The sequence below is a fragment of the Oxalobacter aliiformigenes genome, from assembly GCF_027116575.1.
GTDB classification, from domain to species: Bacteria; Pseudomonadota; Gammaproteobacteria; order Burkholderiales; family Burkholderiaceae_D; genus Oxalobacter; species Oxalobacter aliiformigenes.
The window spans coordinates 845,825-872,647 of the sequence record NZ_CP098252.1 but is presented as its reverse complement, the minus strand read 5'-3'; the positions used below and the strand labels follow the sequence as shown (position 1 = coordinate 872,647).

The window sequence follows — 26,823 nt, the reverse complement described above, 5'->3', positions numbered from 1 at the left end:
AAGAGGCACCATCATGAACCCGACTTTCCGTCTGGCCTGCGACCTGATCGCGCAGGCCTCCGTCACACCGGACGACAGGCAATGCCAGCAGATCATCCGGTCCCTGCTGGCCGCCGCCGGCTTCGAATGCGAAACGATCCGTTCCGGCGAAGTAACCAACCTCTGGGCACGGCACGGTACCCGGGGGCCCCTGCTCGTCTTCGCCGGCCACACCGACGTCGTGCCGTCCGGCCCCGTTGAAAAATGGACGTCCGATCCGTTCACACCTACCGTACGGAACGGCCGCCTTTACGGACGGGGTGCGGCCGACATGAAAACCTCGGTTGCCGCCATGGTCATCGCCGCCCGCGATTTCATCCATGCCCATCCGGACTATCACGGTTCCATCGGCTTCATCATCACCAGCGATGAAGAAGGCACAGCGACTGACGGTACCGATGTCGTTGTGAAAACGCTGGAAAAACGCGGGATCCGTCCCGACTATTGCATTGTCGGCGAACCGAGTTCCCTAAACAGACTGGGCGATACGATCAAGAACGGACGCCGCGGTTCCCTCTGCGGCCAGCTGACCGTCTTCGGCAAACAGGGACACATCGCCTATCCGAAACGGGCCATCAACCCGATCCATCTGGCAGCACCCGCACTGGCCGAACTGGCCGCCGAAGTCTGGGACAACGGCAATGAATACTACGAACCGACTTCGTGGCAGATCTCCAACATCCATGCCGGAACAGGCGCCAACAATGTCATACCGGGCGAACTCTTCGTCGAGTTCAACTTCCGGTTCTGCACGGCCAGCACGGTAAAAGACCTGAAAAAACGGGTTCATGCCATTCTGGACAGACATGGCCTGAATTACCGGCTCGACTGGAACTATTCCGGCGTGCCGTTCCTGACGCCGCGAGGTTCCCTCTGCGACGCCCTCTCCGGCGCCATCCGGGACGTAACCGGCGTCACACCGGAACTTTCCACGACAGGCGGAACGTCCGACGGCCGTTTCATCGCCCGTATCTGTCCACAGGTCGTCGAATTCGGCCCGATAACCGAAAGCATCCACCAGATCGACGAAAACACACTTCTCGCCGATATCGAACCGCTGACCGCCATATACCGGCGTACACTGGAAAACCTCTTCCTGTAAAATAACGGATTGGCCTTTTCGCGCTACCGAAACGCGACAAAGCCCGTTATACTCGCGGAAACGAATCCACACCGCCCCCTGCAAGCCTGACCGGATTTGCAGGGCCCATGAATCCGAAACACCATGAATACATTGCCAGATACCCCGTTTTCCACTGTGCGCGACCTGCTGCGCTATGCCGTCTCGCGTTTCACACGCGAAAAACTTTTTTCGGACACGGCAGCGAAAACGCCTTCGACGAAGCGGCCTACCTGATCCTGCACACCCTGTCGCTGCCGCTGGACAGGCTGGAACCTTTTCTCGATGCGAAGCTGTTGCCGGAAGAAATCGGCGCCGTCATGGACATCATCGAGCGCCGGGCGACCGAGCGGATACCGGCCGCCTATCTGACCCATGAAGCCTGGCTGCAAGGATATTCGTTCTATGTCGAACGTGGCGTCATCATTCCCCGTTCCTTTCTGGCAGAGCTGATCACCGAACAGTTCGCTCCCTGGGTCGGCGATCCGGAAAGCGTCACCGACATTCTGGAACTGTGTACCGGTTCCGGCTGTCTGGCCATCATGCTGGCCGACCAGTTCGAAAACGCCACCGTCGATGCCGTCGAGCTATCCCCGGCTGCACTGGGCATCGCCCAGACCAATATCAGCCGCTACGGCATGAAAGACCGCATCCGGCTCCATCATGCCGACTTGTACGACGGCATTCCGGACAAACGCTACCAGCTGATCGTGACCAATCCGCCCTATGTCAACCAGTCCTCCATGGACAATCTTCCCGCGGAATACCTGCATGAACCGCAAATGGCGCTGGCCGGCGGCTTCGACGGCATGGACATCGTCCGCCGCATCGTCGGTACGGCCGGCGAACGACTGACCGACGACGGCCTTCTGATCGTCGAAATCGGCAACGAGGCTGAAAATGCCATCGCCGCTTTCCCGGAACTGGAACTGACCTGGCTGTCGACTTCCGGCGGTGACGACCGTGTTTTCCTTTTGACGGCAGAACAACTGAAAGGCCTGAAAAAAGCATGATCCGTTTTTCCGGGCTTTCCCTGATGCGCGGGACCAAACCGCTGTTCGATCTGGCCGACGCCACTATCAATCCGGGCGAGAAAGTCGGGCTGGTCGGCCCCAACGGGGCAGGCAAAACCAGCCTTTTTTCCCTGCTGATGAAAGAATTGCATCCTGACGGAGGGGATATCGATTTCCCGGCCGGCTGGCGGATTTCGCACGTGGCGCAGGAAACGCCGGCACTGCAACGCCGTGCACTGGATTACGCCATCGACGGCGACACACACCTCCGCAAGCTGGAAGCCGAACTGGCGCAACGGGAATCGGAACCGCAAGACGCCGCATCCGGCATGCGTATCGCCGAGCTGCACACGGCACTGGCCGATGCGGGTGCCTATACGGTCAGATCACGTGCCGAACAACTGCTCTCGGGCCTCGGTTTCTCCACGGAAGAAATGCAACGCGAGGTGGCGACATTTTCCGGCGGCTGGCGCATGCGGCTGAATCTGGCGCAGGCCCTGATGTGTCCTTCCGATCTGCTGCTTCTGGACGAACCGACCAACCATCTCGATCTGGATGCCATTTTATGGCTGGAAGACTGGCTCAAACGCTATACCGGAACCCTGATCGTCATTTCGCACGACCGCGACTTTCTCGATGGGATCGCCAATGTCATCCTCCACATCGACGATGGCAAACTGAAACGTTATACCGGCAATTATTCCGCATTCGAACGCCAGCGAGCCGAACAGATGACGCTCATGCAAGGCATGATCGAAAAACAGGCCAAACGCCGCGCCCATCTGGAATCGTATATCAACCGTTTCCGTTACAAGGCCACCAAGGCCCGGCAGGCGCAAAGCCGTCTCAAGGCGCTGGAAAAAATGGAAACACTTGCCCCGCTCCGGGCGACGGCCGAATTCTCCTTCGACTTTTTCGAACCCGAATCGTCTCCCAATCCCCTTCTCGTCATGGACGGCGTCACGGCCGGTTATACACAACGCGACACCACGGGTGAGACGGTTTCGTCCACGCCCATTGTCTCGGATATCAAATTCGCCCTTCAAACCGGTGAACGCATCGGTCTTCTGGGCGTCAACGGAGCGGGCAAATCCACATTCATCCGGACTGTGGCCGGAGAGCTGCCGCTTCTGTCCGGACTGCTGACGAGAGGCAAGGGCCTGAAAATCGGCTATTTCGCCCAGCATCAGGTCGAAATGTTGAGAAACGATGAATCGCCGCTCTGGCATCTCACGAAAATCGCACCCGATACCCGGGAACAGGAACTGCGCAATTTTCTGGGCAGTTTCCACTTTCAGGGCGACATGGCCACCCGTCCCGTCGCCCCTTTCTCGGGGGGCGAAAAGGCGCGGCTGGCACTGGCCCTGATCGTCTGGCAACGCCCCAATCTCCTGCTTCTGGACGAACCGACCAACCACCTCGATCTGGACATGCGAGAAGCCCTGACCGAAGCGCTCGCCCAGTATGAAGGCACTCTCCTGCTGGTCTCGCACGATCGCCATCTGTTGCGTGCGACTACCGACCGGTTCTACATCGTTTCCGACGGACGCCTGCGAGAATTCGACGGCGATCTGGACGATTACCGCAACTGGCTGTTCGACACACGACTGGCCAAAACCCGGACAGACCGGCAGGAAACCGCAACCGAAAAACCGGACAGACCGGTCATCGACCGCAAGGAACAGAAACGTCTGGAAGCACAGGAACGGCAACGCATCTCCATCCTGAAAAAACCGCTGGAAAAACGGATTGCCTGGCTGGAAAATGAAATTGGCAAACTGAACGGAAAAAAAACAGCGATCGACAGTCAGCTCGCCGATCCCGCCATCTATGAACCGGCCAACAAGGACCGGCTGAAAAAACTGCTGGCCGATCAGATCGAATGCACGAAACAGCTGAACTCACGGGAAGAGGAATGGCTGGAAAAACAGGGCGAGCTGGAAAAAATACTCGCGTCATGACCTGGCAACCGCGATCCCTGTCCAGCCGGGAGGACAGAACGGGAAATCAATACCGCCCGCTCTCCGGCACATGCACACCTGCAACCGGAAAATTTCCGGCCGCATGTTCCCGTCCGCAAAACAGCCGCACGATTTGCACCCATACGGTGCAACGCCCTCTTGCGGTGCAGAAAACGCACCCTGCCGGATCATGCCCTCCGACCAATACTGTCCGCCGGGAACGGTCGGGAGATAAAAAGCCTATTTCCCGGTTCTGGCCGGCTCCCGTTTGACAATAGCCACCGCACCGGACACATCACGCACGATAATGTACTGTTCCCTGCCGTCCGGTCCGGTCAACAGATAAAGATTGCCGTAACGGTAGGCATCGTCGTCCTTGTTGATTTTCTCGACTTTAAAGCCATACACTTCCGGCGACGGTGTCCCGGCTGCTGCCGGAATGATCGAACCGGCCAGCACCAGAGCGGCCACTGTTCCCCCGATTTTTTTCAGCATGATTTCCCTCTCATCGACAATACTCACACAACCGAATCAACCCCCCGGTTGGCCAGCTGATCGGCCTTTTCGTTTCCTTCATGGCCGGCATGGCCCTTCACCCATCGCCACTGGATATCATGGCACTGTGTGGCGGCATCCAGTTCCATCCAGAGATCGACGTTTTTCACCGGTTTCTTGTCCGACGTCCGCCAGCCGCGTTCTTTCCATTTGTGCACCCATTCGGTAATCCCCTTCTGGACATACTGGCTGTCCGTATGCAACACCACCCGGCAGGGTCTTTTCAGCGCCCGCAAAGCCTCGATCACCGCCGTCAGTTCCATGCGGTTGTTCGTGGTATCGGCCTCTCCCCCGAACATTTCCTTTTCATGGACACCGGCCACCATCCAGACGCCCCAGCCGCCCGGCCCCGGATTACCGCGGCAGGCACCATCGGTGAAAATCTCGACTTCATTTATTTTTTCGCTGTTCATCCGCCAACCTTAAACATTCGTCCACAACTCTGGTTATAATGAATTTTTTTCGTTCATGGAGACACGATACCATGCCCACTGATCCGGTTTTCTCTGTCAGTCCGATCCCTGCCTTCCGCGACAATTACATCTGGATGATCGACAACCGCACACATGCGGTGGTGATCGACCCGGGCGATGCAGCCCCCGTTTTCGCCGCACTGAAAAAACGCTCCCTGCAACTGTCCGCCATTTTACTGACTCACCGCCATGAAGACCATATCGGCGGCGTCGCCAAATTGCTGGAAAAGACCGGTGCCCCCGTGTATGGCCCCCGTCTGGACGCCATCGAATCCGTCACCCATCCGGTACAGGAAGGCGATACCGTCACCCTTTTCGGACAGAACGGACCCAATCTGGCCGTACTTGACGTTCCCGGGCATACCAGAGGTCACATCGCCTATTATGCCCCAAAAGAAAAATGGCTCTTTTGCGGTGACATGCTGTTCGGTGCCGGTTGCGGCCGGATGTTCGAAGGCACACCGGAACAGATGTGGGCGTCCCTCTCCAGACTGGCTGCCCTGCCGGACGATGTGCAAGTCTTTGCCGGACACGAATATACGCTCTCCAACCTGAAATTCGCCCGGGAAATCGAACCCGGCAACGAAGCGATCGCCGAACGTGCCAGAACCGACCTCGCCAGGCGCAACCGCGGCCGTCCGACCCTGCCTTCGACCATCGGTCTGGAAAAAGCCACCAACCCGTTTTTGCGGGCAGACAGGGAAGATGTCATGAAACGGCTCGAAGAACTCGGCCATCTGAAAAACCGGAACCCGGTCGATTCCTTTGCCGCCATGCGCGAATGGAAAAACACGTACATCTGACTCCGTTTTTCCCCCAGCCCGGGCCGGAGGGAACACATCCGGCTCCTGTCATCTATCCCCCAAGCCGCCTGACGGGGGAAGAAAGCGACACCAGAACGAACAGCGAAAGCAGACCGGCCGACGCGATCCACAACAGAGTGTATCCTCCCAGTCCCAGACACCAGCCCCCGGCCGCCGTTCCCGCACCTCCGCCGCCGAAAAGCCCCAGCCCGACCAGAGCCGAAGGTAATCCCTTGCTCTCGTCAGCCACGGAAAACGCCTGTGTCGCCAAAGTGGACTGCATGAAAATATAGCCTGCCCCCAGCATCAGCGCCGCCACCATCCCTGTAGCAACCGACGGGAAAAGAGCAAGCAGAACCACAGCCGACACGCCCAGCAGACCGCCTGAAGCCAGCAGCACACGGGGTGCAAACCGTCTCGACAGCCATCCCAGCCGTGAACCGGTCGCAAACGAAGCCAGACCGAACCCCATCACGACCAGCCCGACCAGGGAATAGGGGGCGCCAGCTACCTCATGCAGACAGGCTCCCAGATAACTGTAGGCTCCCAGCATCAGAAACCCGGCGGCAAACGCCATCGGAAAAATGATCCGTCCCTTTTCCGAAAGCACGATCCTGATCGTTTCGGACAGAAAAGCGTTTTGCGACGGTGCCACCCGGCCTTCCGGCAGGCGCCGGTACAGCCAGAGTGTGACCAGAGCGATCGCAATCAGACAGACAAAGGTCATGCGCCAGTCGAGCCATCCGGCGAAAAAACCGCCGAATCCGGCGGACACTCCCTGCCCCAGAAATACCATTCCCATAAAAAGTCCGACACTTTGGGGCCTTTTTTCCGGCTCCGTCTCATCGCCGATCATGGCCAGCGATACCGCGATGATCCCGGCCGCGAAAAAGCCTGCCACAAAACGGCATATCATCAGCCATACCAGAGCCGGAGCCAGAACACAGCCCGCTGTCGCAGCTGTCAGCCCCGACAGAACGCCTTTCAAAATCCTTGCTTTTCCCCAACGGTCCGCCAGATAACCGTAAACGGGCTGCATGATCCCGTAAGGAACCAGATAAGCCGTCAGCATACCGGCCGCGGTCACGATACCGGTACCGAAGTCCGCGGCCACGGCCGGCAGAAGCGCCGATATCACCCAGTTGTCCGCCGCCGACACGAACCCTGCCATACCGAGGATGACGATCATGGTCATGTGCGGCAGACCGCTCTTTCCGGTCACACCGCTGCCATGCCCCGACCGGTCGTCCATTTTTTCATCCATGTTTTTTTCCATAAGAAACGGCCCCCGCTTCCCTGCTGTTGCCCACCTGTCTGCACAATAAACCGTTTTCACCCCGATTGGCAACGCCTGCCGCCTGTTCCTGAAACCGTTTTCCCGTCCCGGCCGTTTTACTGACAGCACCATTTTCTCATCCGTAAGGTCACCATGATGAACAGACAGCATATTCCCTGCACGCAAACGTCTGTAAACCCGGGCACACTTTATTACCGGCCATAACGGTTGCACCCCGGAAAAAAAGTTATAATTTTATAAATGGATTTGTAAAGAACCCCTTGAAGATTCATTGATTCTCCAGAAAGCTTGTCAAACAGGAATGACATCATGTCCGGGCACCCCGATCTTTCAAATCCCCCCTGCCAGTACGTTTCCCGATCCGGCGACGATAACGACGAATCTGCCGCGCCCCCTCACCCCGCCCTCTCTCCCGCAATCCCGGTGGCATCGTCCCAATTGGATCTCCTGAAAAACATTCTGCTCATCGCCCGTCATTCCCGCGAACCCGTCTGTATCGCTTGCGGAAACGATCGGGTCTGCCTTTTCAACGATGCTTTTCATGAATTGCTCGACCGGCGGAAGGTATCCCCCGGGGAAAGTCTGGACAGGCTGCTTGGCACGTTATGGCCCCGGGTAGCGGATGCCGTCAGGAGTGCCATGAACGGTGTTCCTGCCATTGTCCCGTCCCTCCCGTTTTCCCTGCTGAAAAACGGAAAACAGGATGGCATATTGTCCGATTTCGTCTGCATCCCCGTCAAAAATGCCGGCAATACCGTTTTCGCGCTGTACTGTTGTGTCCGGCGAACCGGCCAGGGGAATTCTCCGCCGGAAAACACGTCGCGACCTCCGGACGACAGGATCAACGACACCCCCCTTCTGGACAACCTTCCCGTCGGCATCATGCAGATATCAGTCAACAGGGACATCCTCTACTCCAACGCCGCCATGGCCGAAATGCTGGGATATCCTCCCGGACTCATACCGGAAAACCTTGATGACCTGCTCCCGCACAGTGCCCGTAACCTGCCGGAAAACGCACAGTTCTGGTGCAATCTCTGGCACAGCACATCCCGCTTTTCCATTAATCTGCTCATGAAACACAAAAACGGGATTTACATCACGACTGCAAACGACATATCGCTCATACTCGACGCCGGCGGCAAACCGGCATACGCCCTGTTCGTTTCCCGCACCACCGGAAAAGACACAATACCTTTCAGCCCGCACATCTCACTGTTCGATCCGCTGACCTCGCTGCCCAACCGCAATTTCGCACAAACCCTGATCGGCAATGCCATGCAGCACGCCGACCGGTCCGGAAAAGAACTGGCTATCCTGCTGCTGGATATCAACCGCTTCAAGCTCGTCAACGAAAGTCTCGGTCACGAACTGGGCGACGAACTGCTCCGGCTGGTCGCCGGCCGGCTCAAATCCGCCCTGAGAAAAACGGATACGGTCATCCGGATGGGAAACGATGAATTCATCGTCATCGCCGAACACATCCGCCAGACCGACGACGTCAGGCAAATTGCCGCAAACCTGCTCAACACCCTTTCGCAAACCGTCCGGCTGGGACACCACGACATCAGCATTTCCGTCAGCATGGGATGCAGTCTGTACCCGAAAAACGCCAGTGACATCGACACATTGCTGAAATTCGCCGATATCGCCAAAACCGATGCCAAAAAAGCCGGATCGAACATGATCCGTTTTTTCAGCCCGAACATGAATATCATGGTTCTCGACCAGCTGCTGGCGGAAAGCCGTCTTCTGCGTGCCATGGACAAACATGAATTCATGATGTTCTATCAACCCCGCCTCAGCCTGAAAACCGGACGGATTGCCGGAATGGAAGCCCTGTTGCGCTGGAACCATCCCAAAAAGGGAATCGTCAGCGCGGGGAAATTCATCCGGCTGGCGGAAAAAATCGGACTGATACAACAAATCGGCGAATTTGTCCTGGCCAGCGTCACCCGCCAGCTGAAAGTATGGATCAACCAAGGAAAAACACCGGTACCGGTCGCCATCAACGTTTCTTCCATGGAACTGCGTGGCCCGAAACTGAAAGAATCCCTCCAGTACCTGTTGCAGGAAACCGGGCTTGCTCCGCAGTTTTTCGAAATCGAGATCACCGAAAGCAACCTGATCGAAGATCTCGACAGGGTCAGACAGACCCTGACGGATATCCGAAAGATGGGGATCACCATCTCCATCGACGACTTCGGAACCGGGTATTCCTCACTCGGTTACCTGTCTTCCCTGCCGGCCGATTATCTGAAAATCGACAGCCTGTTCATCGCCGATATCGTCAATAACCGCAACATGGCATCCATCGTCGAAACAACCATCACACTGGCCCATTCTCTCGGCATGCAAGTGATTGCCGAAGGCGTCGAAACGGCCGAACAGCTGCAATTTCTCCGGGCAAAGGGTTGCGACCAGATTCAGGGCTATTACTGCAGCCGTCCGCTGTCCCCGTCCGGACTGGAAACCTTCATGCAACGGATCGGGGAAAAAAATACCGGATACATCCACCGGGAATGACCCCGTTGTACCAGGTTCTTCAGAATGCCGGAACCGGTCTTGTTCCGTTTTTCTTGATGCAGATAAAACGGCTGTCCCCAAAGGGACTGTAATATATATCTATCTGGCCTGCCGGTCCGGAAAAACACCCGTTCCCGCTACGACCGGGATACCGTTTCTTCTCCACAAAGGAAATCCATGTCCAGTTCCATGAATGTGTCCGGCCATTTCCGCGACATTCCCGACGCCATGGCCATCCGTTACGGAATCCGGCACGAAGAACCATACCGGCTCCTGCTGGACAAACTTCCTGTCGGCGTTATACAGATCGGAAAAGATGAAAAAATCCGCTTCGTCAATTCCCGTTTTGCCGACATGCTCGGTTATACACCGTCATTTTTTCCAGGCACTATCAAGGATCTGGTCAACCCCGATACCTATTTCCACAGCCAGCACACCTGGAAAGACATGTGGTACACCATGCGCCAGTTCCAGGTGGAAATCCGTTTCCGGCACAAAAACGGCTATTATATCCTGACGGAAAACATCATCCGTCTGGTTCTCGACGACAACGGCGACCCCGATTTCGCCGTCATCGTTTCCCGCCCGGCCAATCCGGATGGCAAACCGGTTCCGGAGAAACACCTGTCGCTGTTCGACCCACTGACTTCCCTGCCGAACCGAAACTATCTCGACAGTTTTCTCAACGGCGCCATCGAACGGACCCGGCAGAACAACAAAATGCTCGGCATTCTCGAACTCAACATCAACCGCTTCAAGATCATCAACGAAAGCCTCGGCCACGATGCAGGCGACGCCTTGCTGAAACAGGTTTCCAAAAGGCTGATCCACGCCGTCCATGAAAACGACACTGTCGTCAGACTCGGCGGAGATGAATTCATCGTGGTACTCGAAAATATCGACCGAATGGAAGATGTCGTATGCATCGCGAACCGGATGATGAAAACCGTAACCGAACCGCTCCAGCTTTCCGGACATGATCTCTCGATCGGCATCGCCATCGGCGGCAGTCTGTATCCGCGCGATGCAGCCGATGCCGGCACCCTGCTCAAATATGCCGACATCGCCCTTGCCGAAGCCCGCCGGAAACGTTCCAGTGTCGTCCGTTTTTTCAGCCCGGGCATGAACATCACTCCGAAAGAAAGACTGATCACTGAATCCGAACTGCGCCGTGCATTGGAAAAAGACGAATTCGTCCTGTTCTACCAGCCCCGCCTTTCACTGAAAACCGGTGAAATCGTCGGCCTGGAGGCCCTGATCCGCTGGAATCATCCGGGTGAAGGCATTGTCCCCGCCTCCGGCTTCATCCCGGTAGCGGAAGAAATCGGCCTGATCGAGAAAATCGGGGAAATCGTTCTGGACACCGTCACCTGCCAGCTGATTACATGGGGAAAAAACCGAAACGTACAAATCCCCGTGGCCTTCAATGTTTCTACCCGTGAACTTTACTCGACGCACTTGCCAGAATCGCTGAAACGGATTCTGGCCGAAACCGGTCTGCCGCCCGGTCTTTTCGAACTGGAAATCACGGAAAGCAGTCTGATCGAGGACATGGACGAAGTCCATGCCAACCTCACGGCCATCCGGCAAATGGGAATTGCGATTGCCATCGACGATTTCGGAACCGGCTACTCCTCACTCCGCTATCTATCGTCCCTGCCGATCGACTCCCTGAAAATAGACAGTTCCTTCATCACGAAAATGGCTACCAGCAAGGGCATGAAATCCATCATCGAATCGACGATCGTCATGGCGCATTCCCTGCACATGCCGGTGATCGCCGAGGGCGTTTCCACACAGGAACAGCTTGATTTTCTCGCCGCCAGAGGCTGCGACCAGATTCAGGGATATCTTTGCAGCCCGCCTCTTCCCCCCGACGAACTGGAAATCTTTCTGGACAACCATCATCCGGAAAACCCGTTCCCCCAACAGCCATAGCCATCATCTTGTAACACCGGCCCGAACAGCTGTTTCCCGAGCCTTCCCCTCCATAAAAACGGAGACTGCCATGCAGCCTCCGTTCCATGCTTTGCCCATTACGAAAATCAGCGGCGACGCGCCACCTTTTCCCGGGTCTGCTGGCGCGTAGTGACATCCGCCAGCTCGCTGATTTCCTTCGAAAGGAACTTCCAGATATCGTCCACGCTGACGATACCAACCAGACCTCCCATCTTGTCCACGATGGGAATACGGCGAACTCCCTTGAAACGCATTCTTTCCACAGTTTCGAAAACGTCTTCCGTTTCGACCGCCGTCATCAACTCGACCTTCATGATATCGATCACCTTGATGCTCTTCGGATCCAGTCCTTCGGCCAGAACCACGACAACGATATCGCGGTCGGTCACGATTCCCTGCGGAACCAGCATGCCGTTGACTTCCTCGACCACAATCAGCGTCCCGACGTGATTGCGCCGCATCAGTTGCGCCGCTTCCAGTACCGTGGTATTCGAACTGCAAGTCACGACGTTATTCGAACAAATATGTCCAATCTGCATCTTTCTCTCTCCTTATTTTCTGTCAAAAACAAGAACCGTAAACGGCGGCGGATTCCATGAATCCGGCTGGCATCTCTCATGACAGGATACCTTATAAACGCAGTGTCTCAAAAAATTATTTCCCTGCAATCCTGCCTGCGTCAAGAACCCGCAAAACAGAATGTTTTTTCTTGGAGATTTTTGCAAAAGACAGTAGTCTTCATCCTCGTGAACCAGTAGAATGAAATGGTTTCATTCGTATCGGAACCGTCTTTTTCCAGCTTTCTCCTGCGATTTTAACTGTCCGGAAAACCGGTCATGGCAAACAGACCTCCTTGCGGCACATGCCGCCCGAAAGAACCGACATGAAGAAATCCCGTACCAGGAAGAAAATCCAGACCATGCACGACTGGCTGATGACTCCGGTCGGCCAATACATCCTCGGATGGGAAGAAAATCATTTCCAGACCCTTTCCGCAGACATTTTCGGATTCAACGCCGTACAGATCGGTTTTCCCGAAATCAACACCCTGCAGGAAAACCGGATGACGAACCGCTGGTACACCCACCCCTTCATGCCGGAATCCGAAATCCGTCAGATGCAGGAAACCGGCCATTTCAGCGACCCCGACAGCGATTCCGTCAGAATATCTCTCGTCCACGATATCGACGAGCTGCCTTTCGCCTCCGAGTCCATCGACCTGATCGTCTTGCCGCATGCTTTTGAATTCGCCCGTTCTCCCCACCAGATACTGCGGGAAGTCAATCGTGTCCTGATTCCGGAAGGACAGGTCATCATCAGCGGATTCAATCCGGCAAGTCTCTGGGGAATCCGGCAGCATTTCAGCCGGTTGTCAGGCAACCGTTTTTTGCCGGAATACGCCGAGTTTTTGAGCCTGTCCCGCCTGAAAGACTGGCTGAAACTGCTGAACTTCGAAATCAGCCGCGGCTATTTCGGCTGTTACCGTCCCCCCTGTCGCACCCGGCGCTGGCTGAGGCGGTTCGCCTTTATGGAAAAGACCGGCAACCGGTGGTGGCCCTACCTCGGTGCGGTCTATCTGATTTGCGCCATCAAGCGGGTACACGGTGTTCATCTGATCAATCCGGCCTTCAGCAAAGCCCCCGGCCGCCTGTTCCAGACCGTCCCCGTCAACCGTAAATCGAAAGAGACCTCCGCCTCTAAGGACGAAATGGCCGGCGAAAACCGGTGACCGCCCGTAAAGATCCGTCAGACCGGTTTCCATAATGAAAAAACGGCTCCCTGGTGGAGCCGTTTTCCGGTTTTTCCGGGCTTTTCTGGCTGGCTCAATCCAGCAGATACCGGATTCCGATATCCACCCGGTATTGGGTTTCGATGTCCGCCGCAAATGATCTTTTCACTTGGGCATATCCAAACGATTTCCTGTCAAACTGCCAGTTCCCTCCCACTGACACTTCTCCCCAGGTATCGCTGAAGTCAATGTGGCTCCTGTTCGGGCTTCCGTTGTCTTCACGGAAGGTGGATTCCATTTTTCCGTCGAATTCATGCAGCCCATCCAGACGGATGAAGTAGCTTCCTTTTTCCAGTTGCCGGCCGAATGCCACGCCTATTCTTCCTATCGCGCTGTTTATGCTGTCCTGTTCTATATGGATTCCGTTGTTTGTCTTGTAGTCTGATCCTTCTATTCTTCCCAGGGTCATCTGGATTTGCGGTTCGGCAAAATAGCCGTTTTCCCGGTTCCGGAATCGTCTGCCGTATTCCGCACTGATGGAGTAGGCCCAGTTGCTGTTGCTTCCCTTGGTCTCGAATTCCCGCTCGTCGCTGATGACTTTGTATTTGTTGTGCATCCGGGTCACTTTTCCTACCAGATCGACGTAATGCCCTTTTTCGTTGTGCCAGGTCCCGTATACGGCTCCTGTCAGCATCCAGTTGTCGGCGTCTCCTCCGTTTTTCAGGTCGCTGTCTCCATCGGTGTAGCTCAAGGCTCCTCCCATGATCCAGCCATTGTTTCCGACCGGTCTGTCATAGCCGAACTGGAGGGCACGGTAGTCGTTTCTGAAGTAGTGGTTGCCCTTGTCGTATTTGCTGCGCGCCGCATAGACGCGTGCCCAACCTCCTTGCTGGCGCGGGTAGTTCCTGATGTCTCCCAGTCTCTGCGTCAGGGTTTCTGTTTCCTGTCTCCACGCAAAGTAGTTGATCATCGCCGATGCGTCTATTCCTGTCATCGTCGAGGTTTCTTTGTCTTCCAGACGGTCAATGGTTCCTTCCCAGGTATAATCGCTTTCCGATATGCCGTCTTTGCCCTGTACGACACCGGTCTTGTCGAAATAGTAGTTGGCGCTCCAGGAATGGATTTTTCCTTCCCGCATATAGACTTTTCCTGCGGCGTTTTGTCCTCCTCCTATGTTTTCTATGCCTTCATTGACGTAGATTTTGTTGGCCGCTCCTTTCAGCAGCGAGAAGGCTTCTTCTTTCGACTGGACGTTGTCACTGGTGTATTTTCCGGTTTCACCATACTGGATATTGACGGTACTTTGCGTACCGCTGTCAGAACGTGTCACTGTTTTTAACAGCACGGGCCCGCCGTCGATTGTTGCCGCTTCCGACTGCTGTGTGCCGGATGGAAGAACTGTATTGTCTGAACGGAAGATGAATGTCCCGTTGCCACGGTATGTTCCCTGAACGTCTATTTTCTGTTTCCCTGTTATGATGTTGTACCCTTTGTCATCCATTTCCAGTATGGATTCCTTGTCTACCTGGAAAGTGCTGTCATGCAGGGTCAGGGTGTTGTCCACTCCTATTGTCCCGTCGCTTTTTTCGTAGGTTGTATCTCCCTGTTTCAGTCTCAGGATTCCTCTGTTGATCACGCCATTTTTTACTTCGTGAGCTATCAGGACATCTCCATGAGCGATATCGAAAGAACCTTTCAGGGCTGTATCGGCATGGGCTTCTGTCATGTAATTGTATGAGGCCGATTTTACGGCAAGGGCATATACCGGCGTGTCGGTGAGGCTCTCATCTCCCCGGGCATCGATGGTAATTCCTCCTTGTCTGAGCGCCGTGATTTCCTGTACGCCTCCCAGATTGCGGATACCATAGGCATTGAGTGTCTTGATATCGCCTTTCATTCCGATGACTTGTTTCCCGGCCAATGGTACTCCGCCTTTGTCGTTGTCCACTGTGTTTCCGGTATTGGACTGGCTGTAAATGGCTGCGCCGACTATTTTGCCGGCATTGGCATAGCCGACGTCGATCGTTCCGACTGAACCGATGATCTGGTCTCCGATATCGGCGAGTGTATTCTGGATACCGTAAGTCCGTGCATAGATGTCGCCTACGGAACCAATCTCCTGATGGGTTGCCTGCTGGGAAAGAATGCCGACGCCGAAACGGGCTTCGGCCGAACCGATATTGCCGACTGAATGGATGTATTGCTTGCTGTTGTCCAGTTTGATGTTTCCGTTCCCGGTATTGGATATCCCTTTCGCCGTACTGTCACCGGTGTCGTAGGATGTTTCGATGGAACCGATTTTCCCGTTGACTGTCTGGTGCCCTCCGTTCGAATTGACAATACCGGCTCCGGTTTTGCTTGTCACGACGATCTTGTCGATATTCTGGAATGTCTGGACACCGGAATCGGATGTATTGTAGTTATAGTTGCCGCTATTGGAGATGACGTTCGAGGAACCCGTCACTGTCCCCAGATCGATTTCGAATGTCTGGGTAAAAGGATCGTGTCCGCTCGTGTATTTGTTGGAGATGGCTCCTCCTGACTCTGCGGTCACGTCAATTTTGCCGGTCCCGCTGATGGTCTGCGATGGAACCTTGTTTTTTGACCAGTCATGCAGAATCGCCGGGCCGGTTGTGACATGTACGGTATCGCCGTCGCTGAATGTCTGGTCTCCTGTAATCTGGCCTGTGTATTCTGTACCTGTTGCCAGTACCGGAAAAATCAGGCATAGCGCCGCTCCCAGTAAAGTCATGCGGAATCTCCCGCATGTGTTTCCTGTTTCGATCGGCCATGCCTTTTTCGTATAATCCGGGATTTTCTTTCTTCTTCTCATCTTCGCCTCTTTCCTTCACGGATGGCGATTCTGTTCCCTCCTTTTATGCTTCTTAATGTCCGCAATCAGGCATTAACGGACATTTCATTTTTTCCAACACACTGATTTAATTGATAAATCATGAAATCTGTTTTTGTGTGATAAAACCCACATTCCTTGTCTGTTACGAAGATACTTCGGTATCATTAACAGCTTGTCTACTTTGAATAAATATAGGATGGCAATTTGTTTTGTTTACCTGTTTTTGTGTGTCCGTTAATGCCTGTTAGCCGATCCGTTGATTTTCATAACAGCATATCAACTGTATGATTTTTACAACTCCCTGTAATCGTTTATACTTACCGAACCTTAAAGGTAACCTGTCGTGTTGTTCTGTCAGCTTTTCGAAACGGATCTGAAAAGATGTGTTGTTTCCCGCTCTCTGAAAACCGGGAAAAACAATTCATTCATGCGGCAAGCGGCACATAATTCCGTTGCACAGTTCCGTACCAGTACCCGTCAGGCATATCATCCGAATCTTTTGCCAGGCCTTTCCGTTTATATTCCGATATAGGACAAAAGACTTTTTCCTTTCAGGGAAAACTTCCTTCTCCATTTCCGATCCAAAGAATATCCGTCATATTGAAAGGACCATCATGGCAAGTGAAATTTACCACTCCCCTTATATCAATACATTGCGTGCCACCGCCTGGTGGCTTTATGTGTTCCATGCCGTATGTTTTCTGCTGACACTGGGAATGCTGTCGTTCATCCCCCTCATCCTGAACTATCTGGCCCGGCCGAAAGCGGTCAATACATTCGTCTATACGCACCATACCTGGCAAATCCGGTCTTTCTGGTGGTACTTCATCTGGGGAGCGCTGGGATGGATCCTGTACTTTACCCTGATCGGCATTCCCGTCGCTTTCATCATCTGGGTACTGGCCTGGGCATGGTATGCCTGGCGGATCATCAAGGGGTTCCTGAATCTGAACGACAATATCCCCATGCCTTATCCCGAAAACTGACCCTCCGGAAAAAAGGTACGACCGGCAAGAATTCTTTCTACGGCCAGCATCCTGTCGGCATTCCGGCCATGCCGGACAACATCCGATCCTTTCGTTCCGCCCTGTTTTCGCGGACTTTTTGTTTCCGGCAAATCACGACGCTGTTTTTGGTTCGTTTTTTCAGGTACGCCTGAAAATACCCCGGTTATCCCGGCCGGGACATCAAACACGAATGTTGGTTCTGCCTCCCGGTACTTCGGAAACATCCTGCGGATGGAAACCGGAAGGACGGAACCGTTTCCGGTATTTTCCAGGAGACTGGCCCAGAACCTTCGTAAATACTCGAACGAAATGTGGAAAATCGTTAAAGCCTACCAGATAAGCTATCTCTGAAACCCGTTTTTCGGAATGTTTCAGCAATTCACATGCTGTATCGAGACGATACCGGGTAACGAACTGGACAAAAGTCATCCCCTTGGCACGCCTGAAAAACGAACAGAAAGCCGAACGGTTCATTCCGACTTCGGCGGCAATCTCGTCCAACGAAATCGGATGCATATAATGGGCCATGACATAGGCCGAGATACGCTGCATCCGTCTTATACTCCGCTCCATCCGGACATGTTTTCCGGCGACAGTATGGTCAAATGAAAGAAACACGACAGGAAGAAGGCGCAACATTTCACACAACCTCCCCAATTCGTCCATACCTGCCATTTTTTCCAGAATATCGCGGATCATCACTGCCGTCGAAGTACCGAACTTCAGTGCATCGACCGGATATGCCAATCCCGACAGTCTATTGCGCAATTCGGGAAACACTTTCACACAATTTTGCACAAACGAGTGGCTGAATGCGACCATCAGATAACGGATATTTCCGAAAGCATCCGCCGAGGAAGGGACATAGTTCCAGTAGTGAACCATTGACGGAGGGATCAATGCCACATCGCCTGCCGAAAACGGTTGCAAGGTATCTCCGGCAAATCTGTTTCCGTAACCATGTGTAACACAATATAGCTCCCAGGCATCATGACGGTGAAGCCCGGCTTCCACGGATGGCGGAATGCTTCGGTCTATAAAAAAAAAGAATGATTCTCAACTTCTGGCAGCGTATACGGGATAACGGTTTTTTCCATCACGACAAGCGGTTTCTTGCAAATATACGACAACTATTCACAAATATGACGCAAATTTCCGGCAAGTGGCCTTGTTATTATTATCGCAATATTTCACAAGAAACCGAAAGGATCCAACGATGGAATTTTATGATGTTCTGAAAAAAAGACGTACTGTCCGCGACTTTTCCACACGCGAAGTCAGCCATGATGTTCTGAAAAAAGTACTTGCGGCGGCATTTATGGCCCCCAGCAACGACCATTTGCGGCAACTCGAATTCGTCGTCGTACGGGGCCGTGAGAATATCGCCCCTCTTGTATCCACTGTGGCGAAAAACACCCGGATCATCCAGCAGACCACACTGGATGCCGCCGCCGGCACGATGGACCCGGATGCGTATGCCATGTTTCTGGATGCACTGCCCAAGCAGCAACGGATGCTGATTCAGAGCAACTGCCTTGTGCTCCCTTTTTTCCGCCAGAGACATTATCCACTTTGCCAGCCGGCCGACCAGAGTTCGCTCAATTTCTTCGCCTCGGCATGGGCTGCCGTCGAAAACATTCTGCTGGCGGCGACAGCCGAAGGACTGTCATGCGCTTTCCGGATTCCTGTCGGCGACGAATCCGGACACGTCAAACGGATTGTCGGTGCTCCGGAAGAATATGAGTTCACCTGTTTCCTTGCCATAGGATATGCCGCTGACGACGCGCATATCAACCGGCAAAAGGAAATCCGGATTGACGACAGAATTCATGAGAATATCTGGTCATGAAGAATACAGGTCTGTTATCCCGGAGCCCACAGAAAATACCCGCCTGACAATATTCCGTCTGTTCGTGGCCTGGAGGGAACGGGGGAGGATTTTCAGCCGGGTTGGCTCCAGGTCGCACCAAACGAGAAACTTTCATCCGCATATCCGTTGCCAAAAATGCCCGGACACTGCACGGACAATACAATGCCCGACAGCTTTGCGAACCGACAGGCAACCGGCCTTGCTGCCGGCAAAACGGGAACCGGCGAGTTGTCATGAATCCACAAGCCGGCAACAATCCGGACAAATACTGACCTTTTTATATCGGAACCGGCAAACAGGCTGGCACGAACGTTCCCGGAAATATCAGGAAAACGGCATGACAGTCTGTTTCTCCCATGCTCCGGGGTCTCTTACTGTTCTTCAACCTGCAGATGTTTCGAGGACGTCATTTTCAACCGGCGAGCAATATCGTTGCGGCGAAAAACCTTGAACGTTCCCATTGATTTGGCGATCAGGGCATCGCCATTCCATATCTCGCCTTCACAATAATACATGGTCGTCGACCGGTGAAGCACTCTTCCCCGTGCGACGATATGCTGGCTGATTTTGCCACCCGGCTGGAAAAAACTCGTTTTCATTTCCACGGTGGCGGCCGACGTCAGCTCCGGCACGAGGGAACGGGCCGCACGAGCCATACAGGCATCCAGAAGCGTCATGATGATACCGCCATGCATGACCTGCCAGCTGTTCATATGCTGCTCCTGCAAACGGATACCGACTTCGGCCGTACCGTTTTCCATGCTGAGCAATTCCAGTCCCAGATCTTTCAGATACGGATTGTCACTGATCTGTTGTGTCATCACGTCCCTTTCCACCCATTACCGATCGGTCCCGGCTGCCGCTTCGGCGGTTTCTCCGTCAGGATTCTTGACCAGAATCTCGACCTTGGCCTGCTGCCTCAGATATTCCAGATAAGCGGCCAGTTCCTGCTGGGCCATAACGTTCGTCATCTGGCGACTCATCACTTCACGCAGATTCTTGTCCGTTTTTTCCGGTTTCACGACCTTGGTGATACGGTAAATCACATAACCGTTCGGCGCCACATCGACACCGACATAAGCCGGCAGTTTCGTTACATCGGCCTTCATGATCGGCGCCATATCGGCCCGGCCCGCCATTGAGATTTTCTGGCGGGAAACCATGATGGCAGGTGAAAATCCCGACGGAACGCCACCATCTTTCAACCGGGCCAGTTCGGCTTCTCCCGCTTCGCGGGCCAATACCATTGCTTTTTCGCCTGTGACCTGTTCCGTCACCACAGATTTGACCTTTTCAAACGGCGTCAGCTCTGCCGGATAATGTTTGACAATACGGGCCGCGACCAGAACCTGGGGAGCGACTTCCACCGCTTCGGTATTGTGTTTTCCCTTGACGGCATCATCCGAGAAAATCGCCTGCAAGAGTTTTTCATTGGCGAGCATCGGATTCTGCCGGGACGCGATCGCCGGATCGCGGGCCAGATTCGGGAAAGTATGTACTGTCAGTTTCAGTGCTTCGGCGACAGGTTTCAAACTGTCCGGTTTTTCGTAAACCGTATTGGAAAACGTTTCCGACATTTCAGCGAATTTCTTGCCGGTCAGCTGACGCTTCAGTTCCTGCATCACCCCATCTTTCACCTGGGCCAGCGGCTTGGCGACAGCCGGTTTGATATCGGTCACGGTAATAATGTGATAACCGAAATCCGTCTGGACCAGATCGCTGATATCCCCTTTTTTCATGCCGAAAACGGCATCGTTGAACGGCTTGACCATCTTGCCGCGGGTAAAGTAACCGAGATCGCCCCCTTTCTGGGCCGAACCCGGATCCTGGGAATTGGCCTTGGCCAGTTCGGCAAAACGGGAAGGATCGGCCTTCAGCTGGGCAAGCAAGTCTTCCGCTTTCTTTCTGGCATCCGCTTTTTCGGAATCGGAAGCGGTTTTCGGTGCAGCGATCAGGATATGCTGTGCCCGACGTTCTTCGGGAACCGAGAAACGTTCCTTGTTCTGTGCATAATAGCTCTGGAGATCGGCGTCGGTGATTTTCACATTCTTTTCAACGGCCGGCATATCAAGCACGACGAGTTCGACATCGGCATGTTCGGGAATGGTGAACTGCGCTTCATGCGCCTTGTAGAAAGCGGTGAGTTCATCCTCCGTGACCTTGACCTTGCCGCGATAGGTCGCCGCATCGAATACCCGACGCTGCACTTCCCTTTCCTGTTCGAAAAGATTCCAGATCCGTGAAACGACTTCTTTCGGTTCAAACGAGGAAAATTCGACCGGCGCGGCAATCTGTTGCATCGCCAGATCCTGACGCATCAGGGCGAAATGCATATCCGGATTGAGTCCCTGTGCCGCCAGCGCTTCCTTGTAACGGGCTTCGTTCAGTCTGCCGTCTTCTCCGATCAGGCCGGGAATTTCACGGATCTTCTGCAAAACGATCTGCTCCGGCACAGTCAGGTTTTCCTTGTTCAAAGTCGCAAGCAACACTTTTCTCGTAACCAGATTCTGCAATACCGTCCATTTGAACCGTGGCGATTCGATCCATTTGGAATCGAACGGCTGTCCCTGTGCTGCGGCACGCTGACGAAGCCGTTCAGCCTGTTCGCGCTGCGCGCTGTCCCATTCCTGCTGGGTAATGGACTTGCCATCGACTTTGGCAACGGCATCGCCGTCACCCAGACGTTTGTATCCTTCGACGCCGACGAATATAAAGGAAGGAATGATGAAAACCAGAAGAATGATTTGAGTCAGACGTTTGTGATTGCGTATAAACTCGAGCATGGCGATTTCTGCCCATTAAGATGTGATTCAAAAACGATAAAAAAAAAAGGCGAACGTAATGTTCGCCTTTTCCAGTTTGTGGCGGAGTGGACGGGACTCGAACCCGCGACCCCCGGCGTGACAGGCCGATATTCTAACCAACTGAACTACCACTCCTAAAACTTTTTCTGTCTGACTGCTTGGTGGGTGCTGAGAGCCTCGAACTCCCGACCTACGCCTTGTAAGGGCGCCGCTCTACCAACTGAGCTAAGCACCCATTTCACTTACCTAGCCAGTCAAACTCGACGTTTGTCATGTCGCTAAAAAACGTTATTTTAAACTGCTTTCTGAAAAATTGTCAATAAAATTTTAAAACAATCTTTTCAGTCAGACCGGACGTTTTTCAGCTCCGTCGAAAGAAGCGTTAGTTTACTGCATCTTTCAACAATTTGCCAGCCTTAAATTTGGGAACTTTGGCCGACGCGATCTTGATTTCCTCTCCGGTACGCGGATTGCGACCGGAACGGGCGGCACGTTCACCCACACTGAAGGTTCCGAAACCGACCAGTGTCACGCTGCCGTTGTTTTTCAACGTTTCCGTAATCGCATCCATGACGGCTTCCAAAGAACGAGCGGCAGCTGCCTTGGAAATGTCAGCGGATTTGGCGATATGATCAATAAGTTCTGTTTTATTCACGCAACAACCCCCACAATTAATTGATAGTTATCCGGGACAAGCCAGGTTTCATGCATTAAACAAGCGCGTCACAGATGTGTCAAGAAAAAAAGTGTCCATCTCCCCTACGTGAACCGGACAAAAATTTCCGCCAGTCACCGATTAAAAAGATTACCGGATCATATTCGGATTATTTATGGACAAAATCAACAGAAAAACGAAAAAAACCGGATTTATTTTCTTTTTTATTGAAGTTAAGCAAACCCGGCAATTCCTGTTTTTCCGCCGGCTCCGACCGAAAAAATTTTTTCCCATGTCGCGCCCAAACAACTATTTCAATATGACGTTTTTAACGGAAACCGAAATGACCAAGTAGTGTCAGCCCTGTCCTTCCCTGCCCTGAACCTCTGTCGGACGGAACGTTTAAGCAAGCGGGCCGACCGGCGATCCTCTGTAGCGCCATTCCCGCCTGCCACAGAAAACCCGGTATTTTTTCCTTTTTCCATTACCGGACCGGACAGGTGGAAAAACCGACAAGTATCCGTATGTATGCTGCCTGCAGTACCGGCAAATCATGTCGCCATGCAATTGGTGTGGCAACAAGACTCTTCCGGTCCGCTTCCTTTTCATTGGCTTTACCGGCAAAATTTCTGCAATATTTCCACCTGTTTCCCTTGTGCCCATGCAAAAAAGGAGCCTTTCGGCTCCTTTTTTGCATACGGCAGCAACACCCGATACCTAAGACGACCGGTTCGCCCGCCTGCGGTCAATATCCGACAGGTAGCGCTTGCGCAACCGGATACTTTTCGGCGTGATTTCCACCAGTTCGTCATCCTCGATGAACTCGACGGCATATTCGAGCGACATCTGGATCGGCGGTACCAGGCGAACGGCTTCGTCGGTGCCGGAAGCCCTGATATTGGTCAGCTGTTTTCCCTTGATCGGATTGACGACAATATCGTTTTCACGGGAATGGATGCCGATGATCATGCCTTCATAAACCGGATCGTTATGGCTGACGAACATCCGCCCGCGATCCTGCAGTTTCCACAAGGCATAGGCGACGGCCGCACCGTCCTCCTGCGAGATCAGCACACCGTTTCGGCGTCCTCCGGTATCAGGCCGGTTCGGATCGACCGGATAATAATCATCAAAAACGTGGCTCATGATGCCGGTACCCCGTGTCAGGGTCATGAATTCACTCTGGAAACCGATCAGCCCGCGGGCGGGAATCCGGTATTCCAGCCGGACACGTCCCTTGGAGTCGGGCTGCATGTCCTGCAACTCGCCACGACGGCGTCCCAGTTCTTCCATGACACCGCCCTGATGCGCCTCGTCCACATCGACCGTCAGCGCTTCATACGGTTCGTGCCTGACCCCGTCGATCGTTTTGTACACCACCCGTGGACGCGAAACGGCCAGTTCATACCCCTCCCGCCGCATGTTTTCAATCAGAATCGTCAAATGCAATTCACCACGGCCGGACACTTCGAAAACCGTATCGTCATCGGTCGGTGCCACCCGGAGCGCCACATTCGATTTCAGTTCGCGTTCAAGCCGTTCACGCAACTGGCGACTGGTCACGAATTTGCCTTCCCGTCCGGCAAACGGAGAAGTATTGACCATAAAATTCATCGTCAGGGTCGGTTCATCCACCGTCAGCATCGGCAGGGCATCGGGATGTTCCGGATCGCAGATCGTCGAACCGATATCGATATCCTCGACCCCGTTGATCAGGACAATATCACCTGCCGACGCTTCATCGATCACCTTGCGTTCCAGCCCCTTGAAAGAGAGCACCTGATTGATACGGGCCTTGACAGGCGTCGATTCCGGCCCGTTCATGACAACGATATCCTGCAGCGGTTTGACCCGGCCGCGATTGATACGGCCGATGCCGATCTTGCCGACATAGGAAGAATAGTCGAGTGAGGAAATCTGCATCTGGAACGGACCGTCGGGATCGGCATCCCGGACCGGGACGTATTCCAGAATGGCATTGAACAGTGGCCTCATGTCGCCGGAACGGATATTTTCGTCCAGACCTGCATACCCGTTCAGTCCGGAGGCATAAATCACCGGAAAATCGAGCTGTTCCTCGGTCGCCCCCAGTTTGTCGAACAGTTCGAAAGTGGCATTGATGACCCAGTCGGGACGGGCACCAGGACGGTCGATCTTGTTGATGACGACAATCGGTTTCAATCCCAGACCAAGCGCCTTGCGCGTCACGAAACGCGTTTGCGGCATCGGCCCTTCGACGGCATCCACCAGCAACAGGACACCGTCGACCATCGACAGGACACGTTCCACCTCGCCACCGAAATCGGCATGCCCCGGCGTATCGACAATATTGATATGCGTTCCCTGATATTCCACGGCACAGTTTTTGGCGAGAATGGTGATCCCGCGTTCCTTTTCCAGATCATTGGAATCCATCACCCGTTCACTGACGGCCTGATTTTCACGGAAAGTTCCGGATTGACGCAACAACTGATCGACCAGTGTGGTTTTGCCGTGATCGACGTGCGCGATAATCGCGACGTTGCGGATAGCGCGTTTGGTTTCAGACATAAAAACTCGAGAAATTGAAAAAAAGGATAACTGGTTATTTTAGCACGCGTCTGTTTTCCGGCTTCACACAATACGGAAATAAAACGGCTTGCGGACGCACCCGCCGCCAGCTGGCGGCCCGGCAGACGAATTGCCCGGTTTTTTCCGGAAATATTCAGTATTCGGAAAAACGGGCCAGCGACACCAGTCTCTCCGGTGCCAGCACACCATCGGAACGCAATTGCGCCGTTCCCAGAAAAACACCGCTTTCCGCAGCATAAACACGGCGACGGCCCGGCCCGGCAGACACATCGATCGCTTCCCGGACTGCCGACAGACGCTGCCCGTTTCTGAACCGGTTCGTCTGTGTGGCATCGAGCCTGACTGACGGAAAAGACGAGAGCAGATAATCCACCGGTTCCAGCACCCTGGCCGGATGGCCGTCACCCGTTTCCGCCATCCTTGCCAGTCCGTCCAGCGTCACGGCGGAAGCCAGCGTCAACGTCCCGACCCTTGTCCGGCGGAGAGATTTCAGATGCGCACCGCATCCGAGAGCCCTGCCGATGTCTTCGCCCAGCACACGGATATACGTTCCCTTGCTGCACGTCACCTGCAACGTGAGAAACGGCGGGAAACAGTCCAGCAGAACCAGTTCATGAACCGTCACCGGCCGTGCTTCCCGTTCCAGCTCGAGCCCCGCCCGGGCGTACTCGTACAAAGGCTTGCCGTCGCGTTTCAGCGCGGAATACATGGGAGGAACCTGCAATATGTTTCCCCTGAAACGGGAAAGAACCGCCTCGATTCCGTCCCTTGTCAAACCATGCACCTCGCTGGCCATGACAATGTCGCCTTCCGTGTCGCCGGTCGTCGTCTGCACACCCAGATGGACGACCGTTTCATACGTCTTGTCAGCGTCCAGCAGATCCTGTGAAAACTTGGTTGCCTCCCCGAAACACAGCGGCAACAAACCGGTCGCAAACGGATCCAGCGTTCCGGTATGGCCAGCCTTCTTGGCATGGAATATCCGTTTGACACGAATTAGCGCATCGTTGCTGGATAAACCGGCCGGCTTGTCCAGCAACAACACACCATCGATATCGATGCGTTTTTTTCTGGCTGAAACCGGATCATTCATGAATAACGGATACCTCGGTGAAATCGGCCGGCTTTAACCCGGCGACAGCGTCAGAGCTCGCCGCCATCGTCCCTGGCACGTTCGGAATTGGCCACGTCGATCAGATGGGACAACGCCACACCCTGCGCAATCGAATTGTCATAGACGAAAGACAAATAGGGCAGGGTATGGATATGAAGCCGCTTGCCCAGCTGCATCCGGATGAACCCGGATGCATGGTGCAAGCTATCCAGCGTTCTTTTCACCGTTTCGGGATCATCGTCCAGCATCGTGAAATACACCTTGGCATTCGCATAATCGGGCGTGAGTTTCACTTCCGTAATCGTCACCATCCCGACATTCGGATCTTTCAGTTCCGAAAAAATGATATCGGACAGATCGCGCTGGATCTGGTCAGCCACACGCAAGCTGCGGCCGGGAATCGATTTGCTATGTCTTGCCATGATCCACTCCCTTCAAAAATTAACCCCAGTCATTACAATACCCCAAATTCA

Annotated in this window: 20 protein-coding genes, 2 tRNA genes and 1 pseudogene; 9 read left to right on the top strand and 14 right to left on the bottom strand. The window is 54.0% G+C overall.

From position 1 onward, the window contains the following. The first annotated feature begins 13 nt into the window (after positions 1-13). The 3 genes and pseudogenes from dapE (at position 14) to NB647_RS04085 (ending at position 4,133) form a co-directional block, all read left to right on the top strand. A complete protein-coding gene (dapE, locus tag NB647_RS04095; RefSeq protein WP_269284299.1) occupies positions 14-1,141 on the top strand; it encodes a succinyl-diaminopimelate desuccinylase in 1,128 nt (375 codons plus the stop codon). Between the two features lie 123 nt (positions 1,142-1,264). Then, positions 1,265-2,172, top strand: a pseudogene (gene prmB / locus NB647_RS04090) (50S ribosomal protein L3 N(5)-glutamine methyltransferase). Continuing rightward, positions 2,169-4,133, top strand: coding sequence for an ATP-binding cassette domain-containing protein (locus NB647_RS04085; protein ID WP_269284296.1), 1,965 nt, complete (start codon positions 2,169-2,171; stop codon positions 4,131-4,133). Before prmB ends, NB647_RS04085 begins: the two are co-directional and overlap by 4 nt. A 240-nt stretch (positions 4,134-4,373) precedes the next feature. On the opposite strand, the gene NB647_RS04080 is transcribed toward NB647_RS04085, so the two are convergent. Together NB647_RS04080 and rnhA are read right to left on the bottom strand one after the other, a co-directional pair. Continuing rightward, the gene (locus tag NB647_RS04080) at positions 4,374-4,628 is read right to left on the bottom strand and encodes a hypothetical protein (protein WP_269284294.1); all 255 of its coding nucleotides are present in this window, start codon (positions 4,626-4,628) and stop codon (positions 4,374-4,376) included. A gap of 23 nt (positions 4,629-4,651) precedes the next feature. After that, positions 4,652-5,086 (bottom strand): ribonuclease HI, encoded by a 435-nt coding sequence (rnhA, locus tag NB647_RS04075; protein ID WP_269265810.1) that lies wholly within the window; start codon positions 5,084-5,086, stop codon positions 4,652-4,654. Positions 5,087-5,172: 86 nt separating this feature from the next. Between rnhA and gloB the strand changes: the two genes are divergently transcribed. Beyond that, entirely contained in the window at positions 5,173-5,964 is a 792-nt protein-coding gene (gene gloB, locus NB647_RS04070) for a hydroxyacylglutathione hydrolase (protein ID WP_269284291.1), read from the top strand. Between the two features lie 52 nt (positions 5,965-6,016). Here gloB and NB647_RS04065 read toward each other — a convergent pair whose 3' ends face one another. Next, on the bottom strand, positions 6,017-7,372 hold the full coding sequence (locus NB647_RS04065; RefSeq protein WP_269284289.1) for an MFS transporter: 1,356 nt from the start codon (positions 7,370-7,372) through the stop codon (positions 6,017-6,019). A gap of 198 nt (positions 7,373-7,570) precedes the next feature. Here NB647_RS04065 and NB647_RS04060 point away from each other — a divergent pair, with 198 nt between their 5' ends. Together NB647_RS04060 and NB647_RS04055 are read left to right on the top strand one after the other, a co-directional pair. After that, positions 7,571-9,787: an EAL domain-containing protein gene (locus NB647_RS04060; protein WP_269284287.1), complete on the top strand. Its 2,217-nt coding sequence runs from the start codon at positions 7,571-7,573 to the stop codon at positions 9,785-9,787. A 177-nt stretch (positions 9,788-9,964) separates the two neighbouring features. Continuing rightward, entirely contained in the window at positions 9,965-11,725 is a 1,761-nt protein-coding gene (locus NB647_RS04055) for a sensor domain-containing protein (protein WP_269284285.1), read from the top strand. A 107-nt stretch (positions 11,726-11,832) separates the two neighbouring features. On the opposite strand, the gene NB647_RS04050 is transcribed toward NB647_RS04055, so the two are convergent. After that, positions 11,833-12,285: a CBS domain-containing protein gene (locus NB647_RS04050; protein ID WP_269280149.1), complete on the bottom strand. Its 453-nt coding sequence runs from the start codon at positions 12,283-12,285 to the stop codon at positions 11,833-11,835. Between the two features lie 344 nt (positions 12,286-12,629). Between NB647_RS04050 and NB647_RS04045 the strand changes: the two genes are divergently transcribed. Then, entirely contained in the window at positions 12,630-13,475 is an 846-nt protein-coding gene (locus NB647_RS04045; protein WP_269284283.1) for a class I SAM-dependent methyltransferase, read from the top strand. Between the two features lie 94 nt (positions 13,476-13,569). Here the strand turns inward: NB647_RS04045 and NB647_RS04040 are convergent, their stop codons facing one another. Further along, positions 13,570-16,227, bottom strand: coding sequence for an autotransporter outer membrane beta-barrel domain-containing protein (locus tag NB647_RS04040; RefSeq protein ID WP_269284281.1), 2,658 nt, complete (start codon positions 16,225-16,227; stop codon positions 13,570-13,572). Between the two features lie 716 nt (positions 16,228-16,943). Between NB647_RS04040 and NB647_RS04035 the strand changes: the two genes are divergently transcribed. Further along, positions 16,944-17,315, top strand: coding sequence for a DUF4870 family protein (locus tag NB647_RS04035; protein WP_269265310.1), 372 nt, complete (start codon positions 16,944-16,946; stop codon positions 17,313-17,315). Positions 17,316-17,516: 201 nt separating this feature from the next. Here NB647_RS04035 and NB647_RS04030 read toward each other — a convergent pair whose 3' ends face one another. After that, on the bottom strand, positions 17,517-18,350 hold the full coding sequence (locus NB647_RS04030; RefSeq protein ID WP_269284279.1) for an AraC family transcriptional regulator: 834 nt from the start codon (positions 18,348-18,350) through the stop codon (positions 17,517-17,519). A gap of 202 nt (positions 18,351-18,552) precedes the next feature. Here NB647_RS04030 and NB647_RS04025 point away from each other — a divergent pair, with 202 nt between their 5' ends. Further along, positions 18,553-19,185, top strand: coding sequence for a nitroreductase family protein (locus NB647_RS04025; RefSeq protein ID WP_269284278.1), 633 nt, complete (start codon positions 18,553-18,555; stop codon positions 19,183-19,185). Positions 19,186-19,577: 392 nt separating this feature from the next. Here NB647_RS04025 and NB647_RS04020 read toward each other — a convergent pair whose 3' ends face one another. The 8 genes from NB647_RS04020 to rbfA all read right to left on the bottom strand — a co-directional run bounded on the left by NB647_RS04020 (position 19,578) and on the right by rbfA (position 26,772). Next, positions 19,578-20,027, bottom strand: a complete 450-nt coding sequence (locus NB647_RS04020; RefSeq protein WP_269265307.1) for a PaaI family thioesterase — start codon at positions 20,025-20,027, stop codon at positions 19,578-19,580. 18 nt (positions 20,028-20,045) lie between these two features. Further along, positions 20,046-21,989 (bottom strand): SurA N-terminal domain-containing protein, encoded by a 1,944-nt coding sequence (locus tag NB647_RS04015; RefSeq protein WP_269284276.1) that lies wholly within the window; start codon positions 21,987-21,989, stop codon positions 20,046-20,048. A 79-nt stretch (positions 21,990-22,068) separates the two neighbouring features. Continuing rightward, positions 22,069-22,145: transfer RNA gene (locus NB647_RS04010), tRNA-Asp, on the bottom strand. 24 nt (positions 22,146-22,169) lie between these two features. Continuing rightward, a tRNA-Val gene (locus tag NB647_RS04005) sits at positions 22,170-22,245 on the bottom strand. A 147-nt stretch (positions 22,246-22,392) separates the two neighbouring features. Then, entirely contained in the window at positions 22,393-22,665 is a 273-nt protein-coding gene (locus NB647_RS04000; RefSeq protein ID WP_269265304.1) for an HU family DNA-binding protein, read from the bottom strand. A gap of 717 nt (positions 22,666-23,382) precedes the next feature. Next, entirely contained in the window at positions 23,383-25,215 is a 1,833-nt protein-coding gene (typA, locus tag NB647_RS03995) for a translational GTPase TypA (RefSeq protein ID WP_269265303.1), read from the bottom strand. A gap of 154 nt (positions 25,216-25,369) precedes the next feature. After that, a complete protein-coding gene (gene truB, locus NB647_RS03990) occupies positions 25,370-26,329 on the bottom strand; it encodes a tRNA pseudouridine(55) synthase TruB (protein WP_269284275.1) in 960 nt (319 codons plus the stop codon). Between the two features lie 50 nt (positions 26,330-26,379). Next, positions 26,380-26,772: a 30S ribosome-binding factor RbfA gene (gene rbfA / locus NB647_RS03985; RefSeq protein WP_269284273.1), complete on the bottom strand. Its 393-nt coding sequence runs from the start codon at positions 26,770-26,772 to the stop codon at positions 26,380-26,382. Positions 26,773-26,823: the final 51 nt, after the last annotated feature.